Raw genomic sequence first — 15,174 nt, 5'->3', positions numbered from 1 at the left:
CAATATTCTTATTTTATTTCACAATTGAATTATAAAAACCTTACAGGCTGATAACTAATAAAAACGTTTTAATAACTTTTTGTTTTATATTTAAAACTTTTATTTTTCTCATGTTTTATATTTAAAACCATTCAATTTAATCACAAATAAATATATATAAATTGAATGGTTAAAATAAAGAGTTGATTAAATTAACCAATACGACGTTTTAATCCTGTCATTTGTAAAACGCGCGTTGAAATTTCTTCAATCGACATTTCCGTCACGTTTAAATATTTAATCCCTTCTGAAATATAGATTCCTTCAATTGCTCTAAGTTCCATTTGGCATTGACTAAAACTTGCATAACGACTATTCGCTTTACGCTCACTACGAATCGCAACTAATCGCTCAGCATCAATCATTAAACCAAACAATTTACTGCGATGCGGTCTTAGTACTGCTGGCAAACGGTTATCATCCAAATCTTCTTCTGTTAAAGGATAGTTTGCAACACGGATACCGAATTGAAGAGATAAGTAAATAGAAGTTGGAGTTTTACCCGAACGAGAAACGCCAATTAAGATTAAATCAGCTTTATCATAATGACGAGTACGCGCCCCATCATCATTATCAAGCGCAAAATGAACAGCATCAATACGAGCTTTATAAGATTCAGAATCGGTTACGGCATGTGTCTGCCCAACTAATGTCGTAGGAGGCGTACCTAACTCTTGTTCCAATTTGCTGATTAAACCTTCAAACACATCAAGATTAACTGCTTTAGCAGTATTAATGATTTCTCGTACGTGTGGATCAACTAAAGTATCAAAGACTAAAGGTAGACAACCATCTTTGGTTTGACATCTATTAATTTCAATCACAACATCCATTGCCGCCTCTTCAGTTGTAATATACGGCATGATATGAATATCAAAATCAACATTGGGAAATTGTGCTAATAACGAATGTCCAAGAGTCTCGGCAGTAATTGCAGTTCCATCAGAAATAAAAAAAACGCTCCGTCTAAACTGTTTACTTTCTGACATTAAAATTCTCCTTAAACATTTGTCTTAGTGCTATATAATCTTTATAGTAAACTGATCTTACATGACTGTCGCTTAGTATAATTCTCAACTAAGCACTTTATTTTTATAATTTCATGCCAAGATAGACATTAATACTGCAAAAGTGGAGTGAAAACTTTGGAAGCGCGCGTAATCGGTCTAGAAAAATTAGGGAAACACGATGTCGAACTCGTAGGTGGGAAAAACTCATCTTTGGGTGAAATGATCAGCCATTTATCAAATGCTGGTGTATCGGTACCTGGCGGTTTTGCAACTACTGCTGATGCCTATCGTGAGTTCTTAGATCAAAGCGGTCTTAACGCTCGAATTCAAGCAGAACTTGCTCAACTCAATGTTGATGACGTAAATGCCCTTGCTGAAACAGGTGCTAAAATTCGTCAATGGATTGTAGAGACTCCACTCACTGCAAACCTAGAACAAGAAATTCGCGCCGCTTTTACAACACTTTCTAACGGCAACCCAGAAATCGCGGTTGCCGTTCGTTCATCTGCAACTGCTGAAGATTTACCAGATGCTTCATTCGCAGGTCAGCAAGAAACTTTCTTGAATATTCGCGGTATTGATAACGTTCTTATTGCGATTAAAGAAGTATTCGCTTCTTTATATAATGACCGTGCAATTTCTTACCGTGTACATCAAGGTTTTGACCATGACGTCGTTGCACTTTCTGCAGGCGTTCAGCGTATGGTTCGTTCTGAAACTGGCGCTGCGGGTGTAATGTTTACACTTGATACTGAGTCTGGTTTCCGCGACGTTGTATTTATTACAGCATCTTATGGTTTAGGTGAAATGGTGGTACAGGGTGCCGTTAACCCAGACGAATTTTACTTATCTAAACCATTATTAAATGCTGGTAGACATTCAGTTTTACGCCGTAACCTTGGTTCAAAACACCAGAAAATGATTTATGGTGAAGAAGGTTCTGCTGGTAAATCAGTTGTTGTTGTTGATGTTGAGAAACAAGAGCGCCAACAATTTGCTTTAAATGATCATGAGTTACAAGAGCTAGCTAAACAAGCACTTATTATTGAGCAGCACTACGGTGCGCCAATGGATATCGAATGGGCAAAAGATGGCGATGATGGTCAAATTTATATTGTTCAAGCTCGCCCTGAAACAGTAAAAAGCCGTCAAAATGTAGGCACAATGGAGCGTTACCTTCTTAAACAAAGAGGTACTGTTCTTTGTGAAGGCCGTTCAATTGGTCAACGTATTGGTTCTGGTAAAGTCCGTATCATTAATTCAATTAAGGAAATGGACAAAGTTCAAGAAGGCGACGTTCTTGTATCAGATATGACCGATCCTGATTGGGAACCGGTAATGAAACGTGCTGCGGCAATTATTACTAACCGCGGTGGTCGTACATGTCACGCGGCAATTATTGCACGTGAACTTGGTGTACCTGCTATTGTCGGCTGTGGTAACGCAACAGAAGTATTGACTGATGGACAAGAAGTAACAGTTTCTTGTGCTGAGGGTGACACTGGTTTCATTTATGAAGGTGCTTTAGATTTCGAAGTTCAACGTAACTCAATTGAATCTATGCCTAAGCTATCGTTCAAAATTATGATGAACGTAGGTAACCCTGACCGCGCGTTTGACTTTGCTCAAATTCCAAATGAAGGTATTGGTCTTGCTCGTCTTGAGTTCATTATTAACCGTATGATCGGCGTGCATCCTAAAGCCCTACTCAACATTGATAGCCTACCGCGTGAAACTCGTGCTGCGGTTCTAACGCGTACTGCGGGTTATGCTTCACCAGTAGATTTCTATGTTGAAAAATTGGTTGAAGGTATTGCGACTCTTGCTGCTGCATTCGGTGACAAGCCAGTTATCGTTCGTATGTCTGACTTCAAATCAAATGAATATGCAAACTTGATTGGCGGTAAATTATACGAGCCTGAAGAAGAAAACCCGATGCTCGGTTTCCGTGGAGCAAGCCGTTATGTATCTGATAACTTCCGTGACTGTTTCGAATTAGAATGCCGTGCACTTAAAAAAGCTCGTGATGAGATGGGTTTAACCAATATTCAAATCATGATTCCTTTTGTACGTACTGTATCTGAAGCAAAACGCGTTATTGAGTTACTTGCACAAAATGGTTTGAGACGCGGTGAGAACGGCTTAAAAGTAATCATGATGTGTGAATTACCAACTAACGCTTTGTTAGCTGAACAGTTCCTAGAGCATTTTGATGGCTTCTCTATTGGTTCGAATGACTTAACTCAGTTAACGCTCGGTCTTGACCGTGACTCTGGCATTGTTTCACACCTATTTGATGAACGTGATGCAGCAGTTAAAGCCCTTCTTTCAATGGCAATCCATGCCTGCCGTAAAGCAGGTAAATATGTAGGTATCTGTGGTCAAGGTCCTTCAGACCATCCAGATCTTGCAAAATGGTTAATGGAACAAGGTATTGAGTCTGTCTCTCTTAACCCAGACTCAGTTTTAGATACATGGTTCTTCCTTGCTGAAGAAAAAATCAAGCAAATCTAATATGTTATAAAAAAAGGCCCATCCGTGGGTCTTTTTTCATCTTTAGAATAGAGAATTTTTATTTATGCAAATTTACTTGGCACGTAATAATCAACAAGCTGGGCCTTACACCTTAGAACAAGTAAATCAAATGTTGGCTAGCCAACAAATTTTGTTAACTGATTTAGCTTGGCATGAAGGCATGACAGAATGGAAAGCTTTAGGAGAATTAACCCAAGGTAAACTTGTATATCAACCTATCGGTTATTCTGCACCTGTTATAAACACCAGTAGCTCACCTAATGAAACTATTCGTCAAATTCGTGTAGAGCCTAAAATTCACGAACTTGCCTCAATTCAATCTCGAGCTTTGGCAAAAATTATTGATTTATTACTTTGGTTACCCATAGCTGCGATTCCTTCTTTTTTCTTTAATGAATCTCAATATAAGCAATTATTTGAATTGCAAAAACAAATGCAATCAGCTGAAGTTGCTTCAACTAAAGCAGCAGAGCTACAACATCAACTTTTTACTTTAATTCCTATTGAAGCTTGGCATTCTATGCTTGCTTACGTCGTAATCATGCTTGCAATTCAAGCCTTTCTTTTAACAAAATATGGGCAAAGTATAGGTAAGAAAATTGTTGGAATTAAAATTGTAGATGCCGAAAGCAGTGGTAAAGTTAATTTAACTCGCATCTTCTTATTAAGAAGTATTGTTTTCATCATACTCAACTTGTTGTTTATGCCTATTAGTACAATTATTGACTACGCTTTTGCATTAGGGCAAAAGAGACAGGCACTACATGACAAAATTGCAAGAACAAAAGTGATCAAATGATAGTGAATGACTCATTCATTTAAGGTCTAAAAAAAAAGGAGGCACCCCGCCTCCTTTTTTCTATAGAGAGTTGATATTTAAATAAAAGCTTCATATTGATTCGATACCCTACAAAAAAAATCGGGTTTTAAAACAATTATTTCAGACTACTTTATGTATAGCTTAGTTTGTCGATATGAGGCATAATGCCCTACAACGTAGCGGTGTCATATAATTGAGAAGTCTAAATTTAAGGATTAGCGTTCTCAATCATGCGACACTTTAATCGCTATCCCATATTTAATTAGGGAATGGGACTCTTCACCGAGGTTGTAAAATGAGACAAACGATTTTAGCTGTATTGTCTTTATCAACGCTTGCCGCACTTTTGACTGGGTGTGGTGGTGATATGGTACTTCTAAACTCTAAAGGTCCAGTTGGTCAAGGTCAAAGTGACCTTATGATGACTGCGATCTATTTAATGTTACTTGTGGTGATTCCTTCAATCATCATGGCATTATGGTTTGGTTGGAAATATCGCGCGTCAAATAAAGATGCAGACTATAAACCTACATGGGCACACTCAACTACAATTGAAGTTGTAGTATGGGGTATCCCTGTCATTATTATTGGTATTTTAGCTTGGTTAACTTGGTGGGGTTCCCACAAGTATGACCCATACCGTCCTTTAGAATCAGATAAAGCTCCTTTAACTATTCAAGTTGTTGCAGAACAGTTTAAGTGGATCTTCATTTATCCTGAACAAAACATTGCAACTGTTAACGAAGTACGTTTCCCTGAAAAAACTCCGTTAAGCTTTAAAATCACCTCTAACTTTACAATGAACTCATTCTTCATTCCACAGTTAGGCGGCCAGATTTATGCAATGGCAGGTATGCAAACTCACCTTCATTTGTTAGCAAATGAAACTGGCGTATATCGTGGTTTCTCTTCTAACTACTCAGGTTACGGTTTCTCTCAAATGCGTTTCAAGGCGCATAGTGTTACAGAGCAACAGTTCAACGAATGGGTAGCAGCTGTAAAAGCGGGTAATGGTTCTACTATTAACCCAGAAGCAGTTCAAAAAACTACGCTTGACCAAGCTGAATTAGCAACCTTACGTGATGGTGACCGTTCTAAGCACCAGATCGAGCATTTAGTAAATCGTGCTAAAGCTGCTGGTGATCAAGAAGCACTTGCTAAAGCTGAAGCTATGAAACCGTTCCCGACTAAGCCACACCCTGTGACTTATTACTCTTCAGTTGAACCACAATTGTTTGAAACAATTATCAACCATTATATGAGTAACTATCATGGTGTTGACCACTCTGCTGCGCATGCAACAGCTGAACACGCTGCTCAAGGGGAATAAGACATGGATATGATTTTTGGTAAACTGGGTTGGGACTCTATCCCGACAGAGCCAATCGTGCTTGTCACCATGGTCCTTATGGCACTTGGTGCAATTGTTGTGCTTGGAGGTATCACCTATTTCAAAAAATGGGGATACTTGTGGAATGAGTGGTTTATTACGGTAGACCATAAAAAAATTGGTATCATGTACATTCTTGTATCTGTGGTCATGCTTTTGCGTGGTTTCGCCGATGCAATTATGATGCGTCTACAACTTTTCCTCGCTAAAGGCGGCGGCGAAGGTTATCTACACCCAGACCATTACGACCAGATCTTCACCGCACACGGTGTAATCATGATCTTCTTCGTAGCAATGGGTCTTGTTGTTGGCATGATGAACATCTCTGTACCATTACAGATTGGTGCTCGTGACGTTGCATTCCCATTATTGAACTCTTTAAGCTTCTGGTTATTCGCTGGTGCTGCTGGTTTGATGATGCTTTCACTTGTATTAGGTGAATTTGCTGCGACTGGTTGGATGGCTTACCCTCCTCTGTCTGGCATTCAATATTCTCCTGGTGTAGGTGTTGACTACTATATCTGGGCACTTCAGGTTTCTGGTCTAGGTACGCTTTTATCTGGTGTTAACTTCTTCGTTACCATCATCAAAATGCGTGCACCTGGCATGAAATTAATGGACATGCCTATTTTTACGTGGACTTCACTTTGTACGGCTGTATTAATCATTGCATCGTTCCCTGTATTAACAGGTACACTTGCAATGTTAACTCTAGACCGTTACTTCGGTTTCCATTTCTTCACAAATGAGCTTGGCGGTAGCCCAATGCTTTATGTGAACTTGATCTGGACATGGGGTCACCCTGAAGTATATATCTTAGTATTACCAGCATTTGGTCTATACTCAGAAATCGTTGCAACCTTCTCTCGTAAAGCGTTGTTCGGTTACAAGTCTATGGTGTATGCAACTATCGCGATTACAGTTCTTGCGTTCGTTGTATGGCTTCACCACTTCTTTACCATGGGTGCTGGTGCGAACGTTAACGCGTTCTTCGGTATCATGACCATGGTTATTGCGATTCCTACTGGTGTGAAAATCTTCTCTTGGTTATTCACCATGTATAAAGGTCGCATCACCTTTACTACTCCAATGTTATGGACGCTTGGCTTCCTTATTACATTTGGTATCGGTGGTTTAACTGGTGTACTTATGGCTGTTCCACCTGCGGACTTCCTTGTACACAACTCATTATTCTTGATCGCTCACTTCCATAACGTAATTATCGGTGGTGTGGTGTTTGGTATGTTTGCCGGCATCATTTACTACTGGCCAAAAATGTTTGGTTGGAAGCTCAATGAAGCATGGGGTAAAGCTGCGTTTTGGTTCTGGTTCTTCGGTTTCTATTTTGCATTCATGCCACTTTATATCCTTGGTTTCATGGGTATGACTCGTCGTTTGAATACATATGACAACCCAGAATGGGACCCTTACCTTGCAATTGCATTATTTGGTGCTGTTCTCGTTGCGATTGGTATTGCATGTTTCTTAATGCAAATCATTGTTGGTTTCTTACAACGCAAAGACAACATGGACCTTACAGGCGATCCATGGGATGCACGTACGCTTGAATGGGCGACTTCTTCCCCTGCTCCGTTCTATAACTTTGCGCATGAACCAGATGCAAGCGGTATTGACCGTTTCTGGACTGACAAAGAAAATGGTGTAGCATACGCACGTAACACTAAATATGAAGACATCCACATGCCGACTGATCGTGCTGCTGGTTTTGTCATTGCAATGTTCATTACTCTTCTTGGCTTTGCACTCATCTGGCATATTTGGTGGCTCGTTGTTGTTTCATTCGTTTCAGCTGTTGTTAGCTTGATCGTAAGCTCATTCACTAAGAATGTTGATTACTACGTTCCTGCTGCTGAAGTTGAGCGTATTGAAAACGAACGCTATGCTTTACTTGAAAAACACTTGAAGAAGGACTAAGGAAATGGCTGAAGTACTTCATCACGACAACCACGGCCACGATGGTCATCATGAACATGATGATACTGACTTAACGGTCTTTGGTTTCTGGACATACTTGATGAGTGACTTGATTCTTTTCGGATCACTCTTCATTGCGTTCGCTGTATTAAGCAGTCATATTCCACCAGGAACTCCAAGTGCATATGACCTGTTCCATGATTCATTAGGTTACGTTTTAACTGAAACATTTGCCTTATTGATTTCATCGGTAACTTTCGGTTTTGCTGTACTTGCATCTTATAAAAAGAATGTGAATCAAGTTATCACTTGGTTATTTATTACATTCCTTTTTGGTGCAACGTTCATTGGAATGGAGCTTTATGAGTTCCATCACCTTGTAGAAGAAGGTCATGGTCCAACTCACAGTGCATTCTTATCATCGTTCTTTACTTTGGTTGGTACACACGGTATCCACGTAACTTCTGGTTTAGTGTGGATGTTGGTATTGATGTATCAAATCAAAACTAAAGGTTTGACATTACCGAATACACGTCGTCTAGCTTGCTTAAGCTTGTTCTGGCACTTCCTTGACATCGTTTGGATCTGTGTATTCAGCGTCGTTTACTTACTGGGAGTTCTCTAATGAGTAGTCATGACCATAATGCTGCAGGTGCGTCACACGGTAACTTTAAGCAATACACTGTTGGATTTATCCTTTCTGTTATCCTCACCATCATCCCATTCGGGATGGTGATGGCGGGCGGTTTCAGTCGTGGAATTTTAGTTACAGTAATTGCTATCGCTGCTGTTGCTCAGGTTCTTGTACAACTTGTGTACTTCCTACACATGAATACATCATCTGAACAACGCTGGAATATGATTGCATTCATCTACACAATCTTATGTATCGCTGTGCTTTTAATCGGTTCTGTGTGGATTATGAATTACCTTCACTACAATATGATGATCTAAACTGATTGTCATGTTGAAAAAATATCTATTCCTGACTAAACCAGGAATTCTCTTCGGTAATTTCATTACCACCTTGGGCGGCTTTTTCTTAGCCGCCCAAGGCTCTATAGACATCTTATTATTACTACTCACCTTACTTGGAACAACTTTAGTTGTCGCTTCTGGTTGTGTTGTAAATAATGTGATAGACCAAGACATCGACACAAAAATGCAGCGCACGCAAAACCGTGCATTAGTCAAAAAAACCATCTCTCCTACTGTTGCACTTATATATGCATTTGTTCTTGGACTTATCGGTTTTAGTATTTTGTGGTTCGGTGTAAATGCTTACGCTTTCTTGTTTGCAATGATTGGTTTTGTTGTCTATGTCGGTTTTTATAGTTTGTGGACAAAACGCACCTCAATCCATCAAACCGTCATTGGTAGTATTTCCGGAGCGAGCCCTCCTGTTATTGGTTATACAGCAGTAACTCATCATTTTGATGTAGCCGCTTTACTTTTGTTTTTAGCTTACGCGCTATGGCAAATGCCACATTCATGGGCAATTGCTATTTATCGTTTTGACGATTACAAAAATGCGGGAATCCCCATTCTGCCTGTTGCACGTTCTATTTATCGTACGAAAATAGAGTGTGTCATTTATATTGTGTTGTTTGCAGCCGTATTGAATGGTTTATATTGTTTTGGCTATACCAATATATTTTTTCTAGTAACTTTTAATGCATTAACAGCGTATTGGTTCTATTTATCAATTATTGGCTTTAAAGCTGAAAATGACCAACTTTGGGCTAAACGTTTTTTCCTTTACTCGGTCATATTAATTACCCTGTTAAGTTTGAGCTTTAGCTTTACCTATCAATCCCCTGCTCCAAATCTTCCTCTCTTTTAAATAAGGGAGGATTTCCTCCTCGATAGTAAAGAAGTTTTACTTTTCTCATCAAAAGATTTGTTTTTAGTCTAACTTTTACTTATAATTCAGCCTTCGCAAATTTTGCGGCATAACTTTCAAGTTATGACTCCTTGCTTCTAATTTTTTTATTTATTAGGGGCTGTTTAAACCGTAAGGAGCTGACAATGCGTCATTACGAAATCGTACTTTTAGTACACCCAGATCAAAGCGATCAAGTTGTAGGTATGGTTGAACGCTATATCTCTCAGATCAAAGAAGCTGAAGGTCAAATTCACCGTTTAGAAGATTGGGGCCGTCGTCAATTGGCTTACCCAATTAACAAAATTCACAAAGCGCACTACATTCTTATGAATGTTGAGTGTGGTCAAACTACACTTGATGAGTTAGAAGAATTGTTCCGTTATAATGACGCGATCATTCGTAACCTTATCATTCGTCGTGAACACGCAATCACTGAAGAGTCATTGCTTGCTAAAAGTGCTGAAGAAAAGCGTGCGCGTAAAGCTCAACGTGAAGAAGCACAGCAAGTTGCTCAAGACGCTGAATAAGGAGAACATCAATGGCACGTTTTTACCGTCGTCGCAAGTTCTGCCGCTTTACAGCTGAGAATGTTGTGTACATCGACTACAAAGATATCGATACTTTAAAACAGTACATCACTGAAAACGGCAAGATTGTTCCTAGCCGTATCACTGGTACTAAAGCTCGTTATCAACGTCAATTAGCTCTTGCTATCAAGCAAGCTCGCTACTTGTCTTTGATTCCGTACACTGACAACCATAAGTGAGGTGATCTGTGGACGTTATCTTATTACAACGCATTAAGAACCTTGGTAAATTAGGCGATAAAGTATCAGTTAAAGCTGGTTACGGCCGTAACTTCCTTATCCCTCAAGGTAAAGCAGTTGCAGCTACTGAAGCTAACACTGCTGCTTTCGAAGCTCGTCGCGCTGAACTTGAAAAGCAAGAAGCTGAAATTTTAGCTGCTGCTCAAGCACGTGCTGAACAATTGAATGAAGTTAACATCGTTATCACTGCTAAAGCTGGTGACGAAGGTAAACTCTTCGGTTCTATCGGTACTCGTGACATCGCTGACGCTTTAACGAATGCTGGTCTTACAGTTGACCGTGCAGAAGTTCGTTTACCGAATGGCGCGCTTCGTCACACTGGTGAATTCAACATCGCAATCCAATTGCACCATGATGTTGTTGCAGAAGTTCTCGTTACTATCGTATCTGAGTAATTTCTCATCAAAAAAAGAGCATGCTTCTGCATGCTCTTTTTTTTATGCGCCCTATTTTTAAAATAAGATATATTAATTCCTGATCAGTTCTTTAGTTTAATTGGTTTTTTAATTAGGTAGTTTATTTCATTTTGTTTTAAGATAGTTCTCGGCCTCACAGGCTATTTGCGTACATCTTTCTTTATCATCAGGTCTAATTATGTCTCAGGCGAATGCCACTTCTTTAACTCTTTCATCTCCAACAGAAAATAAGACGAGTGAATCAGGCCAACTTAAAGAGTTTCGCACTCCCCCACACAATTTAGCCATTGAACAGGCTGTTCTTGCGGCCTTAATGACAGTTGCCGAATCTTTTGAACAAGTCAGCGACTTATTAAAAGAAAATGATTTTTATGCAACACGTCACAAATATATCTATCGTGCCATTGAGAAACTAGCACAAGAAAACTCTCCTTATGATGCTGTATTAGTAAGTGACTGGCTCTTAAAACAAAATTTACTCGATGCAATTGGTGGCGAAGAGTATTTAATGCAGCTTATGGCTGATTCACCATCAAGTTTCTATAACTTAGAAACGTATGCCAGTAAAATTAAAGAATTCTCTACGCTTCGTAGCATGATTAAAGTTAGTACGGAAATTTTACAAAATGCTTATGACACAAAAGGTCGTGGTGTTAGTGAAATTCTAGACTTGGCCGAAACAAGTATTTTCTCTTTAGCAGAACAGCACAATAACAATAAAAAGGATGCAGGTCCTAAATCTATTAGCTCTGTTACCGCCGATGTAATTAGTAAACTTGATGAACTCTCAAAACTCGATGGCAATATTACAGGTTTAACCACAGGCTTCTTAGAACTTGATAATAAAACATCTGGTATGCAGCCTGGTGACTTAATTATTGTTGCTGCACGTCCATCGATGGGTAAAACTACTTTTGCCATGAATTTGGTTGAAAGTGTTTTGCAATATAACAAGTTACCCGCTCTGGTTTTCTCTATGGAGATGCCAGCAGACTCTATTGCGATGCGTCTTATTTCCGCAATGGGTAAAGTTCACCAAGGACATTTACGTTCGGGTAACTTAGATGCAGATGAATGGACCAAGGTGACTGGTACCATTTTACAACTTCAACAAATGCATTTGTATATTGATGACTCATCTGCCCTACCTCCAACGGAACTTCGTGCCCGTGCTCGACGCGTTGCTAAAATGCATGATGGCAAAATTGGTTGTATCATGGTCGATTACTTGCAGCTTATGAAAGTTCCTGGCATGGGTGATAACCGTGTAGGTGAGATTTCAGAAATTTCACGTAGTTTGAAAGCATTAGCAAAAGAAATGCAATGCCCAGTTATCGCACTTTCCCAGCTCAACCGAAGTCTGGAAAACCGTCCAAATAAACGCCCAGTAATGTCCGACTTACGTGAATCTGGTGCGATCGAGCAGGATGCCGACTTAATTATGTTTATTTACCGTGATGAGGTTTATAACAAAGAGTCGAAAGAAGCTGGTACCGCAGAAATTATTATTGGTAAGCAGCGTAACGGTCCAATTGGTTCAGTCCGTCTTGCCTTTGAAGGTCAATATACTCGATTTAGTAATCTCTCTCCTGAGTATTACAGCCAATATGATGATGAAGAATAAACTCTATCTCTAGCACAAAGGAGTAAATGAGGGTGCGCCAAGCAACAGTTTATATTGATCGCAATGCGCTTCAATATAATTTAAACCGTGTCAAACAACTCGCAGCAAATTCAAAAATTGTAAGTATGGTGAAAGCTAATGCTTATGGACATGGAATCAAAGACTGTTTAGCAGCCTTAAATGCCTCAGATGCCTTTGGTGTCGCCTGCCTACAAGAAGGTTTAGAAATTCGTGAACTCGGATTTCAACAACCTGTTACTTTAATTGAAGGGGTATTTTCTGAAGATGAAATGCCAATTGCAATTGAACAACAATTTGAATGTGTGATTCACCATCAACAACAATTTGAATGGTTAATTAAACATAAGCAAAAATACATCGCTCACGGTTTAAAAGTCTGGGTTAAGCTTAATAGCGGCATGAACCGTTTAGGCTTTAAAGTTACTGAAATTATTGAAGTTATTAAAATTTTAAAAGCTGAAGGATTTACCTGTGTGCTAGCGATGCATTTCGCAAATGCAGATGTAGAGCACCCGCTTAACGAACAACAAAAGCAACAATTTTTACAAGTTAAACAAGCTTGTGATCCTGTTTTAGCATCTTGCTGTAACTCTGCTGCTATTTATAAATGGCCCGAATTACATTTTGATTATGTTCGTCCAGGTATTATGCTTTACGGCGCTTCACCTTTTGCAGATAAAAAAGTCCATGATCTTGACTTAAAACCAGTCATGACTTTTTCAGCAGAAGTCATTGCACTAAACCATATTCAGACTAATGAGCATGTCGGTTATGGCTCCACCTTTTGTGCAAAGCAAGCAATGGATATCGCAATTGTTTCTATAGGCTATGGTGATGGTTACCCACGAGCTTATATTAAACAGAACTATGTCGCTATTGATAAACAGCTCTGTGCAGTTGTAGGCCGAGTGAGCATGGATATGCTTGCAATCGATGTGACAGGTATGCAAGTAAAATTAGATACGCCAGTCGAACTTTGGGGTGCACACCGTTTAGTGGATGATGTTGCGGATGCAAACGGAACGATAGGATATGAATTACTCTGTCGCCTAAGCAATCGCCCTACTCGTAAAAGTAGTTAAATAATAAAATATAAAAAAATCCAAGCATGCTTGGATTTTTTTATTTAAGTATTCAAAACTTTATCGCCAGTAGTCATCAGTCGGTTTTGGCATTTCCTGTAAGCCACGACGTAGAGTATCGGACCATTGCCGACTGATTTGTGAAAAATAAGGATCATCTTCTGTAATTCGTTTTCCCATCGGAATTACAAAGCTATCTTTCATATAAATCAACGCATCTAGTGGTAAACCAACAGAAACATTTGAACGTAAAGTTGAATCAAAAGAAATTAAACTACAACGTAATGCATCATCTAATGGCATTGCATAATATAAAGCCCGGTCCAGAATCGGTTTGCCATATTTACTTTCACCAATTTGAAAATAAGGTGTATCCGTCGTTGCGCAAATAAAATTGCCTTGTGGATAGACATTATAAAGTTGCATGTCACCACCTTTAATCTGTCCACCCACCAAAATACTACAGGCGTAATTCATTTGTTCTTGGGTGTCCGAACTAATATCCTCTAAAACTGCTTTTAAAGTTTTACCAATCAGTTCTGCTGCCTCAAACATCGTATTAACACTATATAAATTAGGCTCTTGCTGTAAAGTAAGCGCATTTTGCAAATGACCTATAACAGCTTGTGTTGTGGCTAAATTACCGGCTGTTTGCAAAGCAATAAAACGTTCTCTGGTAACGCCGAAAGTATGCAATTTTCGGAACACAGAAATATGGTCAACTCCTGCATTAGTCCTCGTGTCACTAATAAACACTAAACCTTGTTCCAATCTTAGCGCACAACAATAAGTCATTTCATTCTCTTTACATTCAACATGCCAACACTTGAACCACAGACATCATGTTCTCAACCCCACCTTGTTCTCTTACACCACGAATAGGTGCCACATCGAGATAGTCACGGCCAACTGCAAGGTAGATATGATGTTTGGGTGTAAACAACTGATTGCTTACATCAAAACAATACCACTGATTTTCTACAAATACTTCCGCCCAAGCGTGACTGGCAAGGTGCGGATAGTTTTGATCAAATAGATAACCAGAGACATAACGTGCTGGTAATTGTAGCGCACGACACATTGCAATTAAAACATGAGCATGATCTTGGCATACACCTTCTCCAGCATGAAAGGCTTCAGCTGCAGTTGTCTGAACTGAAGTACTTTCAGGCTGATAAAGTATTTTCTGTAAAATATATTCACTTAATAATGCAATATGCTGTCGATCTTTGACTACTACAATATTTCTAGCAAAATCCAACATTTCTGGATCACATCGTGTTGCACCTGTCATCTGCAAAAACAAATTTGTAGGTGTAGATAAATTTACACAACCCAGCTCTAAATCTTGAAGCTCAACAATCCCTTGAGCCATAAATGTAAGATGTTGGTATTGATAGCGCTGACTAGCCGTCATCCAGACATTGTTAAATATGTCCCTTTTGATCGTTTTATCACCCGGCACGCTAATTGCCCAATTCATAACATGTTGATGCGGTGATGTTTGAGGCATCATTTTAATATACTGAATACTGTTTTGAGCAGTTTCCGTATAGCTATAATGCGTTTGATGATTAACCATCAATTTCAT

At 39.2% G+C, this 15,174-nt stretch carries 15 protein-coding genes; 12 read left to right on the top strand and 3 right to left on the bottom strand.

The window, feature by feature from the left end; all coding sequences use genetic code 11:
* Nucleotides 1–191 precede the first annotated feature (191 nt).
* Nucleotides 192–1,028 carry a pyruvate, water dikinase regulatory protein gene (locus QLG01_RS07930; protein WP_004791471.1) on the bottom strand — a complete coding sequence of 279 codons (837 nt, stop codon included), beginning with the start codon at nucleotides 1,026–1,028 and terminating at the stop codon, nucleotides 192–194.
* 147 nt (nucleotides 1,029–1,175) lie between these two features.
* On the opposite strand from QLG01_RS07930, the gene ppsA reads away from it, so the two are divergent.
* The 12 genes from ppsA to alr all read left to right on the top strand — a co-directional run bounded on the left by ppsA (nucleotide 1,176) and on the right by alr (nucleotide 13,583).
* Nucleotides 1,176–3,563 (top strand): phosphoenolpyruvate synthase, encoded by a 2,388-nt coding sequence (gene ppsA, locus QLG01_RS07925; protein WP_171056848.1) that lies wholly within the window; start codon nucleotides 1,176–1,178, stop codon nucleotides 3,561–3,563.
* Nucleotides 3,564–3,627: 64 nt separating this feature from the next.
* Nucleotides 3,628–4,383 carry an RDD family protein gene (locus tag QLG01_RS07920; RefSeq protein ID WP_282496188.1) on the top strand — a complete coding sequence of 252 codons (756 nt, stop codon included), beginning with the start codon at nucleotides 3,628–3,630 and terminating at the stop codon, nucleotides 4,381–4,383.
* Nucleotides 4,384–4,699: 316 nt separating this feature from the next.
* Nucleotides 4,700–5,734, top strand: a complete 1,035-nt coding sequence (cyoA, locus tag QLG01_RS07915; RefSeq protein WP_004791463.1) for a ubiquinol oxidase subunit II — start codon at nucleotides 4,700–4,702, stop codon at nucleotides 5,732–5,734.
* A 3-nt stretch (nucleotides 5,735–5,737) separates the two neighbouring features.
* Nucleotides 5,738–7,729, top strand: a complete 1,992-nt coding sequence (cyoB, locus tag QLG01_RS07910; RefSeq protein WP_004791462.1) for a cytochrome o ubiquinol oxidase subunit I — start codon at nucleotides 5,738–5,740, stop codon at nucleotides 7,727–7,729.
* 4 nt (nucleotides 7,730–7,733) lie between these two features.
* On the top strand, nucleotides 7,734–8,354 hold the full coding sequence (gene cyoC, locus QLG01_RS07905; protein ID WP_005306751.1) for a cytochrome o ubiquinol oxidase subunit III: 621 nt from the start codon (nucleotides 7,734–7,736) through the stop codon (nucleotides 8,352–8,354).
* Nucleotides 8,354–8,683, top strand: a complete 330-nt coding sequence (locus QLG01_RS07900) for a cytochrome o ubiquinol oxidase subunit IV (RefSeq protein WP_004643325.1) — start codon at nucleotides 8,354–8,356, stop codon at nucleotides 8,681–8,683. The genes cyoC and QLG01_RS07900 overlap by 1 nt, the downstream gene beginning before the upstream one ends.
* A gap of 10 nt (nucleotides 8,684–8,693) precedes the next feature.
* Nucleotides 8,694–9,572 carry a heme o synthase gene (gene cyoE, locus QLG01_RS07895; protein WP_282496187.1) on the top strand — a complete coding sequence of 293 codons (879 nt, stop codon included), beginning with the start codon at nucleotides 8,694–8,696 and terminating at the stop codon, nucleotides 9,570–9,572.
* 185 nt (nucleotides 9,573–9,757) lie between these two features.
* Nucleotides 9,758–10,141 (top strand): 30S ribosomal protein S6, encoded by a 384-nt coding sequence (gene rpsF, locus QLG01_RS07890; RefSeq protein WP_004791455.1) that lies wholly within the window; start codon nucleotides 9,758–9,760, stop codon nucleotides 10,139–10,141.
* Between the two features lie 11 nt (nucleotides 10,142–10,152).
* A complete protein-coding gene (gene rpsR, locus QLG01_RS07885) occupies nucleotides 10,153–10,380 on the top strand; it encodes a 30S ribosomal protein S18 (protein WP_004791454.1) in 228 nt (75 codons plus the stop codon).
* 8 nt (nucleotides 10,381–10,388) lie between these two features.
* A complete protein-coding gene (gene rplI, locus QLG01_RS07880; protein WP_004700828.1) occupies nucleotides 10,389–10,835 on the top strand; it encodes a 50S ribosomal protein L9 in 447 nt (148 codons plus the stop codon).
* A 199-nt stretch (nucleotides 10,836–11,034) separates the two neighbouring features.
* Nucleotides 11,035–12,480, top strand: coding sequence for a replicative DNA helicase (gene dnaB / locus QLG01_RS07875; RefSeq protein WP_004791451.1), 1,446 nt, complete (start codon nucleotides 11,035–11,037; stop codon nucleotides 12,478–12,480).
* Nucleotides 12,481–12,512: 32 nt separating this feature from the next.
* Nucleotides 12,513–13,583: an alanine racemase gene (gene alr / locus QLG01_RS07870; RefSeq protein ID WP_282496186.1), complete on the top strand. Its 1,071-nt coding sequence runs from the start codon at nucleotides 12,513–12,515 to the stop codon at nucleotides 13,581–13,583.
* Between the two features lie 60 nt (nucleotides 13,584–13,643).
* Here the strand turns inward: alr and QLG01_RS07865 are convergent, their stop codons facing one another.
* Nucleotides 13,644–14,378 (bottom strand): proteasome-type protease, encoded by a 735-nt coding sequence (locus QLG01_RS07865; protein WP_282496185.1) that lies wholly within the window; start codon nucleotides 14,376–14,378, stop codon nucleotides 13,644–13,646.
* A 16-nt stretch (nucleotides 14,379–14,394) separates the two neighbouring features.
* Nucleotides 14,395–15,174: a transglutaminase family protein gene (locus QLG01_RS07860; RefSeq protein WP_282496184.1), complete on the bottom strand. Its 780-nt coding sequence runs from the start codon at nucleotides 15,172–15,174 to the stop codon at nucleotides 14,395–14,397.

This window comes from Acinetobacter sp. V89_4, assembly GCF_029967875.1.
GTDB lineage: Bacteria > Pseudomonadota > Gammaproteobacteria > Pseudomonadales > Moraxellaceae > Acinetobacter > Acinetobacter oleivorans.
This window is presented reverse-complemented; position numbering and strand designations above follow the sequence as displayed.

Excerpts from the sequence above, each read along its gene's own strand:
- QLG01_RS07930 (WP_004791471.1), bottom strand. The coding sequence starts at position 1,028 with ATGTCAGAAAGTAAACAGTTTAGACGGAGCGTTTTTTTTATTTCTGAT.
- QLG01_RS07920 (WP_282496188.1), top strand. The coding sequence starts at position 3,628 with ATGCAAATTTACTTGGCACGTAATAATCAACAAGCTGGGCCTTACACC.
- cyoA (WP_004791463.1), top strand. The coding sequence starts at position 4,700 with ATGAGACAAACGATTTTAGCTGTATTGTCTTTATCAACGCTTGCCGCA.
- cyoB (WP_004791462.1), top strand. The coding sequence starts at position 5,738 with ATGGATATGATTTTTGGTAAACTGGGTTGGGACTCTATCCCGACAGAG.
- cyoC (WP_005306751.1), top strand. The coding sequence starts at position 7,734 with ATGGCTGAAGTACTTCATCACGACAACCACGGCCACGATGGTCATCAT.
- QLG01_RS07900 (WP_004643325.1), top strand. The coding sequence starts at position 8,354 with ATGAGTAGTCATGACCATAATGCTGCAGGTGCGTCACACGGTAACTTT.
- cyoE (WP_282496187.1), top strand. The coding sequence starts at position 8,694 with ATGTTGAAAAAATATCTATTCCTGACTAAACCAGGAATTCTCTTCGGT.
- rpsF (WP_004791455.1), top strand. The coding sequence starts at position 9,758 with ATGCGTCATTACGAAATCGTACTTTTAGTACACCCAGATCAAAGCGAT.
- rpsR (WP_004791454.1), top strand. The coding sequence starts at position 10,153 with ATGGCACGTTTTTACCGTCGTCGCAAGTTCTGCCGCTTTACAGCTGAG.
- dnaB (WP_004791451.1), top strand. The coding sequence starts at position 11,035 with ATGTCTCAGGCGAATGCCACTTCTTTAACTCTTTCATCTCCAACAGAA.
- QLG01_RS07865 (WP_282496185.1), bottom strand. The coding sequence starts at position 14,378 with ATGACTTATTGTTGTGCGCTAAGATTGGAACAAGGTTTAGTGTTTATT.
- QLG01_RS07860 (WP_282496184.1), bottom strand. The coding sequence starts at position 15,174 with ATGAAATTGATGGTTAATCATCAAACGCATTATAGCTATACGGAAACT.